The sequence below is a fragment of the Limnohabitans sp. T6-5 genome, from assembly GCF_003063315.1.
Taxonomy (GTDB): Bacteria; Pseudomonadota; Gammaproteobacteria; order Burkholderiales; family Burkholderiaceae_C; genus Limnohabitans_A.
In genome coordinates this window covers 267,809-286,239 of the sequence record NZ_NERV01000001.1, presented here as the reverse complement: position 1 = coordinate 286,239, position 18,431 = coordinate 267,809, and the positions used below count along the sequence as shown (strand labels likewise).

At 60.8% G+C, this 18,431-nt stretch carries 13 protein-coding genes; 10 read left to right on the top strand and 3 right to left on the bottom strand.

Going from position 1 to position 18,431, the window contains the following annotated elements; translation table 11 throughout:
• Positions 1-18 precede the first annotated feature (18 nt).
• The 6 genes from B9Z51_RS01050 (at position 19) to B9Z51_RS01025 (ending at position 5,414) form a co-directional block, all read left to right on the top strand.
• Positions 19-531, top strand: coding sequence for a MarR family winged helix-turn-helix transcriptional regulator (locus B9Z51_RS01050; protein WP_108371075.1), 513 nt, complete (start codon positions 19-21; stop codon positions 529-531).
• Positions 532-575: 44 nt separating this feature from the next.
• A complete protein-coding gene (locus B9Z51_RS01045) occupies positions 576-1,259 on the top strand; it encodes a TetR/AcrR family transcriptional regulator (RefSeq protein WP_108371073.1) in 684 nt (227 codons plus the stop codon).
• Between the two features lie 348 nt (positions 1,260-1,607).
• Positions 1,608-2,639, top strand: coding sequence for a TRAP transporter substrate-binding protein (locus tag B9Z51_RS01040; protein WP_108371071.1), 1,032 nt, complete (start codon positions 1,608-1,610; stop codon positions 2,637-2,639).
• Between the two features lie 69 nt (positions 2,640-2,708).
• Positions 2,709-3,542 carry a shikimate dehydrogenase gene (locus tag B9Z51_RS01035; protein ID WP_108371069.1) on the top strand — a complete coding sequence of 278 codons (834 nt, stop codon included), beginning with the start codon at positions 2,709-2,711 and terminating at the stop codon, positions 3,540-3,542.
• A 104-nt stretch (positions 3,543-3,646) separates the two neighbouring features.
• On the top strand, positions 3,647-4,522 hold the full coding sequence (locus B9Z51_RS01030; protein ID WP_108371067.1) for a 4-hydroxyphenylpyruvate dioxygenase: 876 nt from the start codon (positions 3,647-3,649) through the stop codon (positions 4,520-4,522).
• A gap of 10 nt (positions 4,523-4,532) precedes the next feature.
• Positions 4,533-5,414, top strand: a complete 882-nt coding sequence (locus B9Z51_RS01025) for a sugar phosphate isomerase/epimerase (RefSeq protein ID WP_108371065.1) — start codon at positions 4,533-4,535, stop codon at positions 5,412-5,414.
• A 499-nt stretch (positions 5,415-5,913) separates the two neighbouring features.
• Here the strand turns inward: B9Z51_RS01025 and B9Z51_RS01020 are convergent, their stop codons facing one another.
• From B9Z51_RS01020 to B9Z51_RS01010, 3 genes are read right to left on the bottom strand one after another with little or no spacing between them, the layout of a single operon-like run.
• On the bottom strand, positions 5,914-7,347 hold the full coding sequence (locus B9Z51_RS01020; RefSeq protein ID WP_108372591.1) for an efflux transporter outer membrane subunit: 1,434 nt from the start codon (positions 7,345-7,347) through the stop codon (positions 5,914-5,916).
• Positions 7,340-10,495 (bottom strand): efflux RND transporter permease subunit, encoded by a 3,156-nt coding sequence (locus B9Z51_RS01015; protein WP_108371063.1) that lies wholly within the window; start codon positions 10,493-10,495, stop codon positions 7,340-7,342. The genes B9Z51_RS01020 and B9Z51_RS01015 overlap by 8 nt, the downstream gene beginning before the upstream one ends.
• A gap of 12 nt (positions 10,496-10,507) precedes the next feature.
• Positions 10,508-11,782 (bottom strand): efflux RND transporter periplasmic adaptor subunit, encoded by a 1,275-nt coding sequence (locus B9Z51_RS01010; RefSeq protein WP_108371061.1) that lies wholly within the window; start codon positions 11,780-11,782, stop codon positions 10,508-10,510.
• Between the two features lie 401 nt (positions 11,783-12,183).
• Between B9Z51_RS01010 and B9Z51_RS01005 the strand changes: the two genes are divergently transcribed.
• From B9Z51_RS01005 to B9Z51_RS00990, 4 genes are read left to right on the top strand one after another with little or no spacing between them, the layout of a single operon-like run.
• Entirely contained in the window at positions 12,184-13,920 is a 1,737-nt protein-coding gene (locus tag B9Z51_RS01005) for a type I secretion system permease/ATPase (RefSeq protein WP_108371059.1), read from the top strand.
• The gene (locus tag B9Z51_RS01000) at positions 13,917-15,623 is read left to right on the top strand and encodes a type I secretion system permease/ATPase (protein WP_158272797.1); all 1,707 of its coding nucleotides are present in this window, start codon (positions 13,917-13,919) and stop codon (positions 15,621-15,623) included. The genes B9Z51_RS01005 and B9Z51_RS01000 overlap by 4 nt, the downstream gene beginning before the upstream one ends.
• Positions 15,620-16,963: an HlyD family type I secretion periplasmic adaptor subunit gene (locus B9Z51_RS00995; protein WP_108371055.1), complete on the top strand. Its 1,344-nt coding sequence runs from the start codon at positions 15,620-15,622 to the stop codon at positions 16,961-16,963. The genes B9Z51_RS01000 and B9Z51_RS00995 overlap by 4 nt, the downstream gene beginning before the upstream one ends.
• Before the next feature lies 1 nt (position 16,964).
• Positions 16,965-18,305, top strand: coding sequence for a TolC family outer membrane protein (locus tag B9Z51_RS00990; protein WP_108371053.1), 1,341 nt, complete (start codon positions 16,965-16,967; stop codon positions 18,303-18,305).
• Positions 18,306-18,431: the final 126 nt, after the last annotated feature.

Below are 18,431 nucleotides of genomic sequence, written 5' to 3'. Positions count from 1 at the left end.
TTTGTCATTTAATAACCTATGGTTTTCCCTATGAACAAGACGAGTGATGCCCGAATGGAAATGGCCAATCGCATATTTTTCAAGCTGTATCAATGCGCCAACATGTTGCACAAAACAGGCAGCAGAGCAGTGCAAGATGAAGGTTTGACCACTCAGCAGTGGGCTGTGCTGGGGGCCTTGTCTCGGCCAGAGGCTGCGCAGGGCATGGGGGTGGGTGAGTTGGCGCGCTACCTCATGGTCAGCCGACAAAACCTCTCAGGCCTGATCACCCGCATGACGCGCGACGGGCACATCGAAATGAGCACCGATGGACGCGATCGACGCTCGCGCCTGGTGGTGATGACCGAGTCGGGTCGTCACATCTGGATGGATCTCGCTCAGCCCAAAATCAAGGCCTATTACGAGCAGGCGCTGCAGGACTTCTCGATGGGCGACATGGCGCACACGCTGCACTACTTTTTGAAGTTGCTGGACAACATGGAAAAAATTGACAAAGCGTTGCCAGAAGAAGAGGTCAATGCAGAGGAATAAGCCTGTAGGGTGCAGCGGCTTGGTGGCGGTCTATACTTGCCCAAATGAACCAAACGGTACATTCTGAAGGCGCGCTGCAAGCGGCACCCAGCGGCAGTGGCCGCACCAACGACCCGGCCCGCACCATGGCCGAGATTTTGGCTGTGGCCACCCACGAGTTTGCCGACAAAGGCCTCACCGGTGCCCGCATCGACGAGATCGCCGCCACCACGCGCACCAGCAAGCGCATGATCTATTACTACTTCGGCAGCAAGGACGGCTTGTACTTGGCGGTGCTTGAAGAGGCTTATCGCCGCATGCGCGCCATCGAGTCGGATTTGCATCTGGACGATTTGCCCCCGGCCGAAGCTTTAAAACGGCTGGTGGAGTTCACCTACGACCACCACCGCGACAACGAAGACTTCATCCGTCTGGTGATGAACGAGAACATCCAGCGTGGTGACTATTTGCGCCAGAGCCAGAGCATTCAGGCGCTCAACTCCAATGCCATTCAGTCCGTCCAGGCGGTGTACGACCGGGGGGTGGCGCAGGGGGTGTTCAGGGCCGGGTTGGACCCGGTGGACATTCATTCGGCGATTTCAGCGTTCACGTTTTTCAACGTGTCCAACCGCCACACTTTCGGCCTGATCTTTCAAGACCGTGCCAGCGAGGACAAGGCCAACACCCTCAAGCGTGAGCATGTGGTGGATTTGATTTTGCGTTTTGTCAGTCATTCCATTTCGGTATAACAGTTAGAGCAGACAAGGGCTTTTGAATGCGGGTAACTCCCTGGATTGAAAAAACTAACCAGTTCGTACATTAATACCTGTGACCATCGAGGAAAAGAGGGTGGTTCAGAAATTGATGGACGGGTTTTGCAAAGGTCTGAAGGGCGTCATCGCGGCTTGTCTGGCCGGGATGGTGATTTTTGGCCAAGGGGACTGCGCCATGGCTTGAACTCCAGCGTGACCTGGTTTGAGCCGTCGTCGCGCTGCTTCTATGGATTCCTGTCCTTGTTGTCTGACCGGGTACGCCAGACAACAGGCCTCTTGATGGCAAGCGTACGTCCGATTCACTTTATTCTTTGGAGATAATTCATGAAACGTGTGTTCATCAAGTCCTTGATCGCCACCGTCGCCTTGGCGGCAGTGGGCGTGGCATCGGCTCAAGACAAAACCATCAAGTTCGCGAACCAGAACGCAGCGGGCCACCCGATCGTTTTGGGCATGGAAAAGTTCAAGGAGATCGTTGAGAAGAACTCCGGCGGCAAGATCAAGGTCAATGTGTTCCCTGGCGGTACTTTGGGCAGCGACCAAGCCAACGTGACAGCCATTCAGGGTGGCTCGCTTGAAATGGCGGCCATGAACTCTGGCATTTTTGCCGCGCAGGCCAAAGAATTCGCCATCTTTGATTTCCCCTTCATGTTCGGCTCCGGCAAAGAAGCTGACGCCGTGGTGGACGGTCCTTTCGGCAAGAAGCTGCACGCCAAGCTGGAAGAAAAAGGCTTGATCGGCCTGGGCTACTACGAACTGGGTTTTCGCAACATCACCAACAGCAAACGTGCCATCAACAAGGTGGAAGACCTGGAAGGCCTGAAGCTGCGCGTGATCCCCAACCCGATCAACGTGGACTGGGTCAAGGCCTTGGGTGCCAACCCCACGCCGCTGCCTTTCCCTGAACTGTACGCTGCGCTGGACCAAAAAGCCGTCGACGGCCAGGAGAATCCTGTGGCCACCATCAACGGCGCCAAGTTGTACGAAGTGCAAAAGCACATGGTCTTGACGGGTCACCAGTACAACCCCCAGTCGGTCATCATCAGCAAGAAGTTCTGGGAAAAGCTGTCGGCTGCCGAGAAGAAAATCGTGGCCGACGCCGTGACCGAGTCGGCCAAATTCCAGCGCGAGAAAGCCCGTGCGCTGGAAGCCAGCATCACGGACAACTTGAAGAAGAACGGCATGCAAGTGACCCAGTTGCCAGAGGCCGAAATGGCCAAGCTGCGCGACAAGATGCGCCCTGTGACCGCCAAGTACGGCGTGACCGTGGGTCAGGACCTGGTCAAGGAACTGCAAGCTGAAATCGACAAGGTGCGTTCGGCTGCCGCCGCACCTGCCAAGAAGTCGGGCAAGTAATTGCACCTCAAGGCTTCGTCGCGTGTGTGGTGAAGCCTTTTTGAGTTAACCCCTACCCTGACCCACCCCATGATCAACGGCCACACCGAAATCATCGCCCACATCGGCTACCCCACACACACCTTCAAGTCGCCGATGATTTACAACCCGTATTTCGAATCTGCGGGCATCAATGCGGTGGTGGTACCCATGGGCTGCAAGCCCGAGAGCTATCCCGCTTTCCTAAAATCGGTGTTCAAGCTGGAAAACATCCGTGGCGCCTTGATCACCATGCCGCACAAGGTCTCCACCGTGGGCTTGCTCGATGAGGTGACCGCCACCGTGCGCGTGGCCGGGGCCTGCAACGCGGTCAAGCGTCTGGCCGATGGCCGCCTGGTGGGCGATATGTTTGATGGCGCTGGCTTTGTGCGGGGTGTGCAGCGCAAAGGCTTTGACTTGTCGGGCCAACGCGTGCTAGTGGTAGGCACCGGCGGCGTGGGCTGTGCGATTGCCGCTTCTTTGGCGGGCGCAGGCATTGCTGCCATCAGCCTGTTCGATGTGAACACAGCGGGTTGCGAAGCCTTGGCTCAGCGTCTGAAAACCCATTACCCCCAGATCGATGTGCGCACTGGCTCGAACGACCCGGCCGATCACGACTTGGTGGTCAATGCCACGCCCATGGGCATGAACGAAGGCGACCCGCTGCCCATGGATGTCTCGCGCCTGACGCCCGAGACCTTTGTGGGCGAAGTGGTGATGAAAGCCGAGACCACCGCATTCTTGGCCGCTGCGCAAGCACGTGGTTGCCGCACCCAGGTGGGCACGGACATGCTGTACGAACAGATCCCGGCGTATCTGGAATATTTTGGCTTGCCCACCACCACCGCAGAAGTGTTGCGCAATGGTGCCAGGCTGAGTTATTGATCTGCCCCTGCAAGAGCCCACCCTGTGGGCGGTGGGCGCGGTAAGTGCCCGCAAAGCCATCGCCCACGGGGCGGGCTCCTACAACTGAACACTGGAGTGTCCTGATGACCCTGAACAAAGTGGATCGCGAAGCCGTCCCCGACATGCCCAACCGTTTGGGCATCGCGGGCATTGAGTTCATCGAGTACGCCACCAGCCGCCCTCAGGCGCTGGGCCAGGTGCTGGAGAACATGGGCTTTCGGCCCGTGGCGCGCCACCGCTCGCGAGAAGTGACTTTGTACCGCCAGGGCGCCATGAACCTGGTGGTCAATGCCAGCCCCGACGACGCCCGCGTGAGCGGCACGGTGGACGGTCAGCCCGTGATTTCGGCGGTGGCTTTTCGCGTGCAGGATGCCCTCAAAGCGCACAACCGCTGCATGGAGCTGGGCGCCTGGAGCGTGGGCAGCCACGCGCAAGCCATGGAGCTGCACATCCCCGCCATCCACGGCCCGGGCGGCAGCCGCTTTTACTTTGTGGACCGCTGGCAAGAGTTCTCGATCTACGACATCGACTTCAAGCCCATCCCCACCGTGGACCCCAACCCACCCGCATTGGCGGGCATGAGCTATTTTGGTGTGGTGCAGTACATCGGGGCGGCCCGCAGTGCCGACTGGCAGACCTATTACGAACACATGTTCGACTTCAGCAGCATCCCCGATGAAGAGCGCTTTGGCATCTTGCCCAAGGGCAAGCTGATGAAAAGCCCTTGTGGCACCTTCTTGTGGCAACTGATCGAGCCCGAGCTCTGGATGGATGCCGACGACAGCCCCGAGTGCCTGCAACGCATCGGATTTGGCGTGCCCAACGTGGCCGAGGCGGTGACCGCACTCAAGGCGCGTGCTGTGGAGTTCGTCGAATCGACCCAACTGCACCCCGAAGACCGTGGTGCGCTCACCCGCGCAGCGCTGGGCTCGGTCGCCTTTGAACTCGTTCACAAGTGAGGATGCCGGTATGAACTTGCTCGACGGCTACGGGATGGACACCATCACCATGGCAGGCACCCTGGAGGCCAAGCTGGCCGCCATGAAGGGGGCGGGCTTTTCTCAGGTGATGCTGATGGCCCGCGATCTGGTCACGCACCCCGGCGGCGTGCAAGCCGCTGTGGCGGCGGTGCAGGCCAGCGGCATGCGGCCCACCGGCTTTCAGGTGCTGCGCGATTTTGAAGGCCTGTCCGGCCACTTGCACAGCTACAAGCTCGACATCGCCAAGGCCATGCTGGAGATGTGCGCGGCAACTGGCAGCAAAGTCTTGCTGGCCTGCTCGTCCACCTCGCGCCACGCCACGCAAGACCTCGATCAAATTGCGGCCGACCTGAAAAAGCTGGCCATGCTGGCCGTGCCCCTGGGCATCAAGGTGGCTTATGAGGCGCTGTCCTGGGGCCGCACGGTCAATGAATTCCCCACCAGCTGGGACGTGGTCTGCCGTGCCGATTGTCCCAATCTGGGCATTGGCCTGGACTCGTTCCACATCTTCGCGGCCAAGACCTCACTGGACGCCATCGAAGAGCTCGACCCGTCCAAGATCTTCCTGGTGCAGCTGTCTGACTTCATGTGGCAGGAAACGCCGACCTTTGAAGAGCGCATGAGTACCGCCCGCACTTTCCGTGTGTTTCCGGGCGAGGGCGTGCACAGCGAGCAGCTGGCTGATCTGGTGCTGCGCCTGGACCGCATTGCTTACCGGGGCGATTACAGCTTTGAGGTGTTCAACGACGACTACCAACAGTTGCCATTGGAAACAGTGGCCGAACGTGCCCGCAAAAGCGCGACCTGGTTGCATCAGGACGTGCTGCACAAATCGGCGCCACTCCCCGAGTGGACGCGACAACGCGCTTGAGCGCGATGGGCATTCCATCTCTGAAAAGCGCGCAGAACGCCAGGGAAGCCGCAGGTCGGTACTCGAAAAGTCGGACATTGGCAATGCTCCGCTCACGCCTGATCGAGCGTCAACGTTGTTCCAACAACGTCGGGGTCTTCGACCACCGACCGGCAAAAAAGGGCACAGTCGGCCCCGTAGGTCGGTACTCGAAGAGTCCGACATTTCGTGAATCAACGTCACCACCTGCAAAAGCAGCAGCGCTCAGCGTGCGTTTGTCGGGGTCTTCGACCACCGACCTGCAAAAAAGGGCACAGGTGGAGCCCGTAGGTTGGCACTTGCAGAGTCCGACGTTGTCCCTGTTCCGCTCAGGCCTGATCGAGCGTCAAGGTTGTTCCAACAACGTCGGGGTCTTCGACCGCCGACCTGCAAATGCCGTGACTCTTTCGCAGATAGCGACATGCCACTGCCCATTTGTCAATGCGGCCATACCTTGGTCCATTCGGGTTGGGCCTTACTGTCACTGGATGCGTGTTGTCGGCTCCGTCCAGCCGCCGCCCAAGACCTTGTAGACACTGACCAGGCTTTGCAGTTGTTGGGCTTGGGTTTGCAGCGCCGCTTGCTGTGCCGCAAACAGTGAACGGCGAGTATCGAGCACCTCAAACGCATTGGCCAGCCCCTGGCGTTCGCGCAGTTCGACCAAGGCCATGCGAGTTTCTTCGGCGGCCAACTGCGCCTTCTGTGCACGCAGTTGCTCGGTCAGCGTGGCACGGGCTGCGAGTGCATCAGCCACTTCCCGGAACGCGGTCTGGATGGTTTTTTCGTACTGGGCCACCGCGATGTCACGCCCGACTTTGGCGGCGTCGAGGTTGGCCTGGTTGCGCCCCGCATCAAAGATGGGCAACAGCGCCTGAGGTGCAAAAGTCCAGGCGCTGGAACCGGCGCTGAACAAGCGTGCGAGGTCGTTGCCCACAATACCCGCGCTGCCCGTGAGCGTGACCCGTGGAAAGAAAGCCGCTCGCGCTGCGCCGATGTTGGCGTTGTTGGCCAACAGCAGCTGCTCAGCCTGGCGCACATCGGGGCGGCGGATGAGTAGATCAGAGGGCAGACCCGCGGGCACATCGGCCAGCAGGCCCTGTGCCGTCAAGGGCAAGCTGGCAGGCAAATCGGCAGGCAGGGCCTGGCCCACCAACAGCGCCAGTGCATTTTCATCTTGAGCGCGTTGGCGCTTGGCTTGGGCCAGCGCCACCTTGGCACCCTCCAGCAAAGACTGGGCCTGGCTCAGGTCGAGCTGCGATGCGGTCTGGTGCTCAAACCGGAGGCGGGTCAGTCGCAAGGACTCTTCGCGTGTGGCGACAGCCTTCTGCGCCACTTGCAACAAGTCATCGTCAGCGATCAGGCTGAGATACGTGTTGGCCACTGATGCCACCAACGAAATCTGTACCACGCGACGCGCTTCCTGGCTGGCCAGCCACTGGGCTTGCGCGGCCTGGCTCAGTGAACGCACACGGCCAAAGAAATCGAGCTCGAAGGCGGTCAGAGGACTCACGCTGAGACCTGCGGTGTAGGTGCTGCTGATGCTGCCCGATGAGGTGGTGGCCCGCGTGCCACTGAGGCCCGCGTTCACCGTGGGCAGCTCGTCGGCACGGCGCAGTTGCCACTGGGCGCGCGTTTGCTCGATGTTGAGCATGGCGATGCGCAGGTCGCGGTTGTTGTCCAATGCCAAGGCAATCAGGCGCTGCAGCCGCGCATCCTTGAAAAAATCTTGCCAAGGAATGTCAGCAGCCTGCCGTTGTTCAGATCCTGCCTCGGACGCCCCCGGGTATTGGGCGGGCACAGGCGCAGCAGGGCGCTCGTAGGTCGGAATCAGGCTGCAGGCGCTGAGCAAGCTCAGTGCACTGGCCAAGCTGGTCAGGCGCAACAGCGACCCTTTGAAAAATCTCTGGTCATTCATGGCTGTCCACTCCGATGTCATGGCCATGCGCGGCATCGAACTGCCGCTGGCGCTCACTGCCCTTGAAAAAAGTTCGCACCACCACAAAGAAGATGGGCACAAACACCAACGCCAGCGCGGTGCCGATGATGCTGCCGCCAATCACCCCGGTGCCAATGGCGCGCTGGCTGGCCGAGCCCGCGCCCGATGCGATGAACAAGGGCAACACGCCCAGCACAAAGGCCAGCGAAGTCATCAGGATGGGCCGAAAGCGCAAATGCACCGCCGTGAGCGCTGCCTCGACCACCGTTTTGCCCTGGGCCTGCAGGTCCTTGGCAAATTCAATGATCAAAATCGCGTTCTTGGCCGACAGCCCAATGATGGTGATCAGGCCGACCTGGAAATACACATCGTTGGCATAGCCACGCAACAGGGTGGCCAGCAACACGCCGAGCACCCCCAGCGGCACCACCAAAATCACGGCCAGCGGAATCGACCAGCTTTCGTACAAGGCCGCCAAACACAAGAACACAGCGAGGATGGCGAAGCCATAGAGCACCAGCGCTTGCGAACCGGCCAGCTTTTCTTCGCGTGATTGCCCGGTCCATTCGAAAGCAAAACCTTCGGGCAATTGCTTCATCAGGTTTTCCATCTCGGCCATGGCCGCGCCCGAGCTGTAGCCGGGGGCTGCCGAGCCGCCAATGCGCATGGCGGGGTAGCCGTTGTAGCGCACAGTCTGCATCGCGCCCTTGATCCAGCGCGTGGTGGCAAAGGCCGACAAGGGCACAGGTTTGCCCTGGGCGTTGGAGACGTTCAAGCGCAAGATGTCGTCCGGCTGCATGCGCGAGGTGGCATCGGCTTGCACCACCACTCGCTGCAAGCGGCCCTGGTTGGGAAAGTCGTTGATGTAGGCCGAGCCGAGCGCGGTGGAAATGACGGTATTGATCGCATCAAAGCCCACACCCAGCGCATTGGCCTTGTCGCGGTCCACGTCAATTTGCAGTTGCGGAGCGTCTTCGAGGCCGTCCGGTCGCACTTGGGTGAGCACCCGGCTTTGGGACGCCAGCCCCATCAACTGATTGCGTGCCGCCACCAGCGCGTCGTGGCCCTTGCCGCCCCGGTCTTGCAAGCGGAAGGTGAAGCCCGAGGCGGTGCCCAATTCGGGAATGGGCGGCGGGCTCAGCGGAAAGATGAACGCATCACGGATGCCCATCAGCGCCCCAAAGGCACGACCGGCCAGCGCTTGTGCCGAGTGCTCGGGGCCAGAGCGTTCACTCCAGTCCTTGAGCGTCACAAACGCCAGCGCGGCGTTCTGGCCCTGACCCGAGAAGCTGAAGCCCAGCACACCCACCATGCTTTGCACTTCGGGTTGCTTGAGGATGAAGCCCTCGACCTGCTTCATGACCGACAAGGTGCGCTCTTGCGTGGCTCCGGGCGGCAACTGCACGTTGACCAAAATGTTGCCCTGGTCTTCACCGGGCAGGAACGAGGTGGGCAAGCGCACATACATGACCGCCACCGCCCCAATGATCGCGGCATAGACAAACAGGTAGCGCGCAGCACGCGGCAACATGCGGGCCACCAGCCCTTCGTAGTTTTTGGCGGTGCGCGAAAAGCCCCGGTTAAAACGTCCGAAGAAACCGCTCTTGGCGTGGTGGTGCCCCGCCTCCACCGGCTTGAGCAGCGTGGCGCACAAAGCGGGCGTCAAAGACAAGGCCATGAAGGCCGAAAAACCAATGGAGCTGACCATCACCGCAGAAAACTGGCGGTAGATGTTGCCGACCGAGCCCTTGAAAAAAGCCAGCGGCACAAACACCGCAATCAGCACCACGGTGACGCCAATGATGGCCCCAGAAATCTGACCCATGGCTTTGCGCGTGGCTTCGAGCGGCGGCAAGCCTTCTTCGCTCATGATGCGCTCGACGTTTTCCACCACCACGATGGCGTCGTCCACCACGATGCCGATCACCAGCACCATGCCGAACATGGTCAACACGTTGATGGAAAAACCCAGTACTTGCAGCAAGGCAAAAGTGCCCATCAGCGCAACGGGCACCACGATGGTGGGGATGATGGTGTAACGGAAGTTCTGCAAGAACAGGAACATCACCAGGAACACCAGGATCACAGCCTCGACCAAAGTCTCGGCCACTTGGGCAATCGAGATCTTCACGAAGCGCGAGCTGTCGTAAGGAATGGTCCAGTGCACGCCCTTGGGGAAATACTTTTCCAGCTCGGTCATGCGCTCACGCACCGCCTGGGCCGCTGCCATGGCGTTGCCCGAAGGAGAAAGCTGCACACCAATGCCAGCGGCAGGGCTGCCATTCAAGCGCGCAGAAGTGGCGTAGGTCTGGGCACCCAGTTCAATGCGGGCCACGTCCTTCAGTCGCACGGTGGAGCCATCGGCATTGGCACGCAAAACGATGCGGCCAAACTGCTCGACCGTGGCCAACTGACCATCAACGATCACGGTGGCCGCAATCGACTGGCCCGTGATGTTGGGCAAATCACCGATCGAGCCCGAAGACACCTGGGCGTTTTGCTGGCGAATCGCAGCGTTCACGTCGGCGGCTGAGAGGTTCAAACCGCTGAGCTTGGCCGGGTCGATCCACACACGCATGGCACGCTCGGTGCCAAACAGCTGGGCCTGGCCAATGCCGGGCAAGCGCTGGATTTCGGGGACGATGTTGCGCGAGGCATAGTCGCCCAAGGCGATGATGTCGAAGTCCGGGTTGTCGGACGACAGCATGGTGAACAACAAGAAATTGGCACGCGCTTTTTCCACACGCACGCCTTGTTGCGTCACGGCTGCAGGCAGGCGAGGCGCGGCGCGTGAGAGTCGGTTTTGCACATCGACCTGGGCCAGGTCTGCATTGGTGCCGGGCTCAAAGCTGACGGTGATGGTGCCGGTGCCGTTGGCCTGCGCCACCGACTCCATGTAGATCAAACCGGGCGAGCCGTTCATCTCGCGCTCGATCACGCTGAACACGCTGTCTTCGAGCGTTTGGGCCGATGCGCCCGGGTAACCTGCCGTGATCACGATGGAGGGCGGCGCTACGGGCGGGTATTGCGAGATGGGCAACTGCGTGATGGCGACGGCGCCCATCACCAGAATGAACAAGGCGATCACCCACGCAAAGATGGGGCGATGAATGAAAAAACGGGCCATGTTGCGTGCCCCTTACTTGGCCGCTGCGGCGGGGGCCGAGGCGGGCGATGACGCGCTGGCTGCAGGTGCAGAAGCTGCCGGGCCAGGTGAGCCCGCAGCTGGAGCCCCTGTCCAGGGCACGGTCTTGACCGGCATGCCGGGCACCATCATTTTCTGGAACCCGTCCACGATGACCTGCTCGCCCTTTTTCAGGCCACTCAAAATGATCCACTGGTTGTTCTGGTTGCCCCCGACGGTGACCGGGCGAGGCACGGGCTTGCCGTCGTCGCCCACCACCAGCACAGTGTCGCCCTGGCCTGTGCGCGTCACCGCTTGCTGCGGCAGCAAAACGGCCGAGGGCAGCTCCGACTGCGACAAGCGCACCCGCACATACTGGCCAGGCAAGAGCAAGCCATCGCCATTGGGCACTTCGGCGCGCAGCGTGATCTGGCCCGAAGTGGCGTCCACCGTCAGGTCGGCAAACAAGAGCTTGCCGGGGCGTTGCAACTCGGTGCCGTCTTCCAGCACCACGCGAACAGGCACCGCCCCGTCGTTTTTGTTGCGCCCTTGTTTGGCGGCTTTGCGCAGGCGCAGCACCTCGGCGCTGGACTGGGTGAAGTTCACATACACCGTGTCGGTCTGCTGGATGAGGGCCAAGGGCGTGGCTTCGGTCTGGCTGACCAGCGCACCTTCGGTCACCAGCGACTGGCCGATGCGCCCTGAAATGGGTGCGGTCACGCTGGCGTAGTCAAGGTTGATCTGGGCTGACTTGGCCGCTGCTTGGGCTGAGGCCAAATCTGCAGCCGCCTGCTTTTGGGCCGTCACCAGGGTGGCAAAGTCTTGTGCGCTGATGGCATTGGCCTGCACCAGCGGCTGGTTGCGCGTGACCAGGGCGCTGGCCTGCTCCAGATTGGCCTGGGCCTTGGCCACGCTGGCCTGGGTACTGTCGAAGGTGGCGCGGTAGGTGGCAGCATCGATTTGATACAGCAGCTGTCCGGCTTTGACCTCACTGCCTTCGCGGAACAGGCGTTTGAGCACCACGCCACTGACCCGGGCGCGCACCTGTGCGACACGCACCGGGCTGACGCGGCCGGGCAACTCGGTTTGCAGCGCCACGGCCTGATCGGTCACCGTGACCACCCCGACAGTCGCCGGGGGCGGTGCCTTGCCCGCTGCTGCTGGCGGGGTGTCCTTGGCGCCACACGCGGCCAGTGCCAGAACACATGCACCCATGACCCATGGCCGCAGTTTTGCACGGGTTGGCTGATGGGCCGATGACTGAGAACAAACAGTGCAAGGCGAAGACATGCGGGATCCTTTGGACGATGGAATCAGCCCCCTGCATGACGCAATGGGCGACATGCAAAGGTTGAGAAATGAGGGGTTGGGCTATTTTGCATGATGCCAACCGAGACTCGCGGTGCATGAGGGACTTGCAAGTCCGGGGTCTCAAACGACAGCGTTGAGTCAAGGAGCGACAAGGCCTGGGCTGGCGATGGGGGTCAATCAGGAGGCCACAGAGGCTGTGCGATCCGATCCACACGGGGAGATGGGTGGGTGTTTTATATTTATAAAATTACCAAAGATGTTATAAACAAACATTGGTATTCTGTTTTGTTCATTTGAGACCTTCGCCTGATTTTGAATGGGGCAACAGAATGGTTTGAGCGTTGTGGCACGACGCGCTGTTTCACTGATCCCCAGCAGGCATGTCTTCAACCCTCTCGCTGCGTCATTCCTCGGAACCGTCCTGGTTGTCCTTGTTTCGCCCCGTTTTGATGGCCAGTTTGCGCAAGGTGTTTGCTTATGGTGGCCTGAGCAATCTGCTGGCTTTGGCGCCTTCTGTGTACATGTTGGAGGTGTATGGGCGGGTGGTCACCAGCCGAAGCGGCCTGACGCTGGTCATGATGACGGTCCTGATCATTGCGGTATATGCGTGGATGGAGGTCATTGACTGGGTGCGCGAGTCCTGGCTGCAAACGCTGGCCAACAAGCTTGAGCTGCAGTTGTCGCCACGCATCTGGAAAATGACGCTGCAAGCGCAGTTGACAGGGCCTGCGCCAGTTCAGGCCAGCTTGGCCGATGTGCAGCAATTGCGCAGTTTTTTGACTTCGCCGGCCACCCTGGCCCTGGTCGATTTGCCTTTTGCCGTGGTCGTCATCCTGATCATTTTTGCCATTCACATTTGGCTGGGGGTTGCCTCGGTGTTGGCTGCTGCCGTGCTGGGCGTGGTGACCTACATCACGCACCAGCGAGTGCACCATCCCATGGACCATGCCCAGCAGGCCGCTCAGGCCTCCCAGATTCTGGCTTCTTCCCTGCTGCGTCAATCTGAAAGTGTGTTGGCCATGGGCATGCAAGACCACGCTCAGCGCCTGTGGCAAGAGCGACAAGACGTTTTTCTGGACCTGCAAGCGCAAGCTTCGCAAGGAGCAGGGTGGGGCTCGGCCATGTCGCGCTTCATCCAGGTCTTGCAAGGCTCTTTGCTGTTGGGCTTGGGGTGCTGGCTGACGCTGATGGACCTGATTCCGGCACATGGCGGGATGATGGTGGTGGCCTCCATTCTGGGGGCCAAGGCGCTCAGCCCCATCACCCAACTGATCATGCACTCACGCACCCTTGAACAGGCCTGGGCTTCCTGGCAGCGATTGGACAGTTTTTTGGGGCCTGCCAAAAAAGAAATAGCACCCATGCCGATGCCAGCGCCCAAGGGCTTGCTGAGCGGTGCAAATTTGAGTCTTCGCTCGCCGGACGGTCAGGCAGAGTTGCTCAAAGGCGTCCAATTTCGCATAGAGCCGGGCCAATTGCTTGCGGTGCTGGGCCCTTCTGGCGCGGGTAAAACCAGTTTGTCACGCATGCTGGTGGGCATCTGGCCGCCTGCTACGGGCAAAGTGCGCCTGGATGGGGTGGACATTCACGCATGGGATCGCGCCGAGATCGGCCCACACATCGGTTACTTGCCGCAAAACGTGGAACTGTTTGAAGGGACTTTGGCGCTCAACATCGCCCGTTTTCAGCAGCCCGATCAAAACTTGCTCGATGAAGTCATCACGGCCACAGGCTTGCAGGGCTGGGTCTCGGGGCTGCCCCTGGGACTGAACACCCCATTGGGTGTGGACGGCCATGCCCTGTCTGGAGGCATGCGTCAGCGCGTGGGTCTGGCACGCGCCTTGTATGGCTGGCCGCGCCTGGTGGTGCTGGACGAGCCCAATGCGCACCTGGATGAATTGGGTGAGGCGCAACTGACGCAAAGCCTGGCCATTGCCAAGGCCCGCAGCTGCACCGTGGTGCTGATCACCCACAGGACTGCCGTGCTCAGCCTGGCCGATCAGCTCATGGTGTTGCGTGACGGGCAAATGCAAGCATGTGGCCCGCGAGACGAAGTCATTGCAGCTTTGCAAAGAGCCATGCAACAGCCCCGCTCCGCGGCAGGCGTCGCACCATGAACGCCATGAACGCCATGAACCCCATGATCCAAGCCTTCCGCAAAGAGTGGCGCCTGGTCGGTCTGTGGAGCCTGCTCATCAATGCGGGCATGTTGATGCCCAGCCTCTACATGCTGCAGGTGTATGACCGCGTGCTGCTCGGGCGCAACCAGCTCACCTTGCTCATGAGCACCTTGCTCCTGGTGGGGGTGTTGCTGCTGGTCTGTCTGGCCGAGATGGCGCGTTCGCGGCTGCTGGTGAACACCGGCATGCGCATCGACAAGGCATTTGCCCCTGAGCTATTGCAAGCGAGTTTTCAGTCGCAAAGACTCCGGGGTCAGGCGCAGCCCGCACAGGCCCTGAACGACCTGACCCAAGTGCGTCAATTCCTCACAGGCAATGGCGTGTTTGCTTTTTTTGATGCACCGTGGGTGGTGATCTACATCGGGGTGATGTTTGTGCTGCACCCCTGGCTGGGGGTGTTGGCCATCGGCTGTGGCGCGGTCTTGTTGGGCATCGCCTGGGCCGGGCACCGCCTGGCTGCACAGCCCGCATTGGCCGCTTTGCAAGCGAGCCAACAAGTGCAGGCAGACCAGCAAGCCAAGCTGCGCAACGCCCAGGTGATCCACGCCATGGGCATGCTGCCCGCCTTGCATGCCGATTGGGAATCGCGACATCTGCGTCAGATGGTGGCGCAGCAATCGGTTGAACACATCAGCCACCGCTTGCAGGCCTTCAGCAAGTTCTTTCGCTACACGCAACAGTCGCTGTCCTTGGCCATGGGGGCCTGGTTGGTCGTTCGCGGTGACATCAGTCCCGGCGCCATGATCGTGGCCAACACCTTGATGTCGCGTGCCTTGCAACCCCTGGACTTGCTGGTGGGTACCTGGCGGCCCATGCTCTCTGCGCGTGCGTCATGGGGCCGCATGACAGCTTTGTTGCGTGACCATGCACCGGCGCCCTCCGTGCCAGGATCCCAGGCAGCCTGGTCCCCGGCCATTGACTGCCGCGCTGTCAGTGCCAACGCGCCCGGCAGCGATCAGGCGGTGTTGCGCAACATCTCCTTTCAGGTGCAAGCAGGCCAGGTGCTGTGCATCATGGGGCCAAGCGGCAGCGGCAAATCCACGCTGGCCAGAGTCTTGCTGGGTGTCTGGCCCCACACGCAGGGCGAGGTCTTGCTCAGTGGACAGCCTGTGCAGGGCCTGCCTGCTGCCTGGCGCGCCGCACACATCGGGTACTTGCCGCAAGACATGGATTTGTTACCCGGCACCCTGGCCCAAAACATTGCCCGCATGGGTGAAGTCAACAGCGAGCAAGTGGTGGCCGCTGCCCGTCAGGCAGGCATCCATGACCTGATCTTGCGCTTGCCACAGGGCTACAACACACCCACTGGTGAGGCGGGCATCATGCTCTCAGCCGGTCAAAAACAGCGCATTGGTTTGGCCAGAGCCTTGTATGCACAGGCCAGTCTGCTGGTGCTGGACGAACCCAACGCCCACCTGGACGATGCGGCCGAGCAGGCCTTGCTGGCCACGGTCCAGTCGCTCAAATCAGAGGGCAAGACTGTGGTCCTCATCACCCACCGCAAACCGATTGTTCAAGCCGCCGACTGGCTGCTTGTTCTGGCGTCTGGACAAGTGCAGCACTGGGGCCCGCCCTCGCAGGTGCTTGCCCATCTGACTGCAGCCACCACACTTCCACATGGCCCCGTGACCACACCATGAATCCGTCTACACCCGCTGCCCCTGCGCCAGACACCGATGCGCACATTCGACAAACCCTGCAGGACACCCATCCCTTGCAACGCGTGGGCCGCTGGGCGCTGATCCTGGGCTTTGCGGGTCTGTTGGTCTGGGCCGCACTGGCCCCGATGGACGAAGGCGTGCCCACAGAAGGCCTGGTGACACTGGACACCAAACGCAAAACCATTCAACACCTGCAAGGCGGCATCGTGCGGGATGTCCGGGTTCAAGAAGGTCAGCAAGTGAAGGAGGGCGAGGTGGTCATGACCCTGGAGCAGGCCATGCCCCGTGCCCAGCTCGAATCGGTGCGTCAGCACTACCTGGCCCTGCGCGCCGCTGAAAGCCGTTTGCAGTCCGAGCGCCTGAACTTGCCCCAAGTGCGCTGGCATGCCGATCTGCTGGCCGCCCAGAACGACCCCCTGACCCAGCCCCATCTGCAAGTGCAGACCCAGCTGTTTCAGTCACGCCGCTCGGCACTGGAGGCCAACTTGCGCGGACTGGCCGACAACCAGGCCGGTTTGCGCGCCCAGTTGGACGGTAATGCGCGCATGCTGGTGCAACGCAAGCGGCAATCGGCCTTGTTGCAAGAAGAGGTGAGCAACATTGCCGATCTGGTCAAAGAAGGCTATGCACCCCGTGCTCGCCTGAACGAGCTGGAGCGCAACCTGGCCGAAGTGGCCAGCGTCATCGCGGACCTGGATTCGACCGGGGTTCGTTTGTCACGCAGCATCGATGAATTGAACCAACGCACGCAGCAGGTGCGCTTTGAATACCTCAAGGAACTGGACAACCAGTTGGCCGACATTCGCCGTGAAGTTCAGGCCGATGCAGAAAAGCTCACTGCCGTCACGCAAGACATGGAACGCACCGACATCAAGGCGCCCGCCACCGGACAGGTGGTCGCCTTGAGCGTGCAGACCGTGGGCGCCGTGGTGGGGCCGGGTCAAAGGCTCATGGACATCGTGCCCGAACGCTCCCCCCTGGTGATCGAAGCACGCATCCCCGTGCACGTCATCGACCGCGTCAAGGCCGGTTTGCTGGCCGATGTCCGGTTTTCTGCTTTCGCGCACTCCCCCCAACTGGTCACCGAGGCCCAAGTCATGTCGGTGTCCAAAGACCTGATCAGCGAGCCGGAAACCCGGCAGTCTTACTTTTTGGCGCGTTTGGTGCTTACGCCCGAAGGCTTGCGCAGCCTGGGTGCGCGTGCTTTGCAGTCGGGCATGCAGGCCGAGGTGGTCATTCGCACCGGTGAGCGCTCGCTGCTCACCTATCTGGCCTATCCGCTGGTGCGGCGCTTGTCACAATCCATGAAGGAGGAGTGAGGTGTTCCCCCGAGCCATCATGCGCCCAGGCTTGGCAGCGCTGAGCTGTGCCTGTCTGTTGGCGTGCATCCCCGCCCAGGCCATGGACCTGACGCAAGCCTGGCAACTGGCCCGTGACAAAGACCCCGGTTTCCGCGCCGCCGCAGCCCAAGCGGCGGCTGCCCGTGAAAACGAAGCACAGGCCCAGGGTGCGCTGCTGCCCAACGTCTCGGTCAGCAACACCCACAATCAGGTCAACCTGCAACAAACCTTGGGCACGGTCACCACGCCTTACCAGTACCGCAGCCAAAACACAGGCCTGCTGCTGCGGCAAACCCTCTACCGAAAACCGCAATTCGAGCAACTCGAACAGTCCCGTGCCCAAAGCCGCGCCGCAGATGCCGAATTGCAACGCGCACAGCTGGAATTGCTGGGCCGCTCAGCGGGCTATTACTTTGAGGTCTTGCTGGCACAAGACGTGCTGGCTTTCAGCCGTGTGCTGCTGCAGTCCACCCAAGGCCTGCTGAGCGCTGCGCAGCGCAACTTTGACAAGGGCCAAGGTACCCGAACCGATATCGACGAAGCCCAGGCCCGCCTCGACATGGCGCAGGCGCAAGCCCTGCAAGCGAGCCAGCAAGTGGCGTTCACCCGAGAACAACTGCAATCGGTCGTCTCGCATGAAGTGCCCAACCTGGTCGCACGCAATCTGCCCGCATCCCAGACGCTGCCCACCGTGGGTCAAGACATTCCCGAGTGGATCGAACGCACCCTGGCCCAACACCCGGAAATGCTGCTGGCCCGGGCCAAAGTCGAGGCCGCACAAGCCGAGGTCAACAAACAAAGCAGCGGCCACCAGCCCACCGTTGATCTGGTGGCACAAGTCACCCGCAGCCAGGGCGAAAACTTCTACAACCCCAATTCCAGCTACCAAAACAGCACCTTGGGTGTGCAGCTCAACTGGACTTTGTACGCAGGGGGGCAAACCCAATCGGCGGTTCGGCAAGCCCAGGCCAGCTTGCTGCAGGGTGAAGAACTGCTGGAGCAAACCCGCCGCAATCTGAGCTTGCAAGTGCGCAAGGAATACCAGAACACCACCGAGGGCTTGTTGCGCGTCAAAGCCCTGGAGCAAAGCCAGCGCTCGGCTGATCAGATGGTCATTTCCACCCGCAAAGGCATTCAGGCGGGCACCCGCAGCCAGACCGACTTGTTCAACGCACTGCAACGCCAGGCTGAAGCAGGACGAGACCTGGCCCAGTCTCGCTACCAGTTTCTGCTGGCCCACCTCAAACTGAAAACCATGGCGGGCACCGACCCACAGCAGGTCTTGCAAGCACTGTCGGCACTGCTGGATGTGCAGCCTTGATCAGTGGCATATTGCGGTAACTACTTAGAAAATTCCTGATAGTTTTCGTATTTGATGGGTAATTTTGGCGTTATTATGATTAAATCAATAAATATGCCCATGGTGTAGCTGATGTTGTGTCATGGG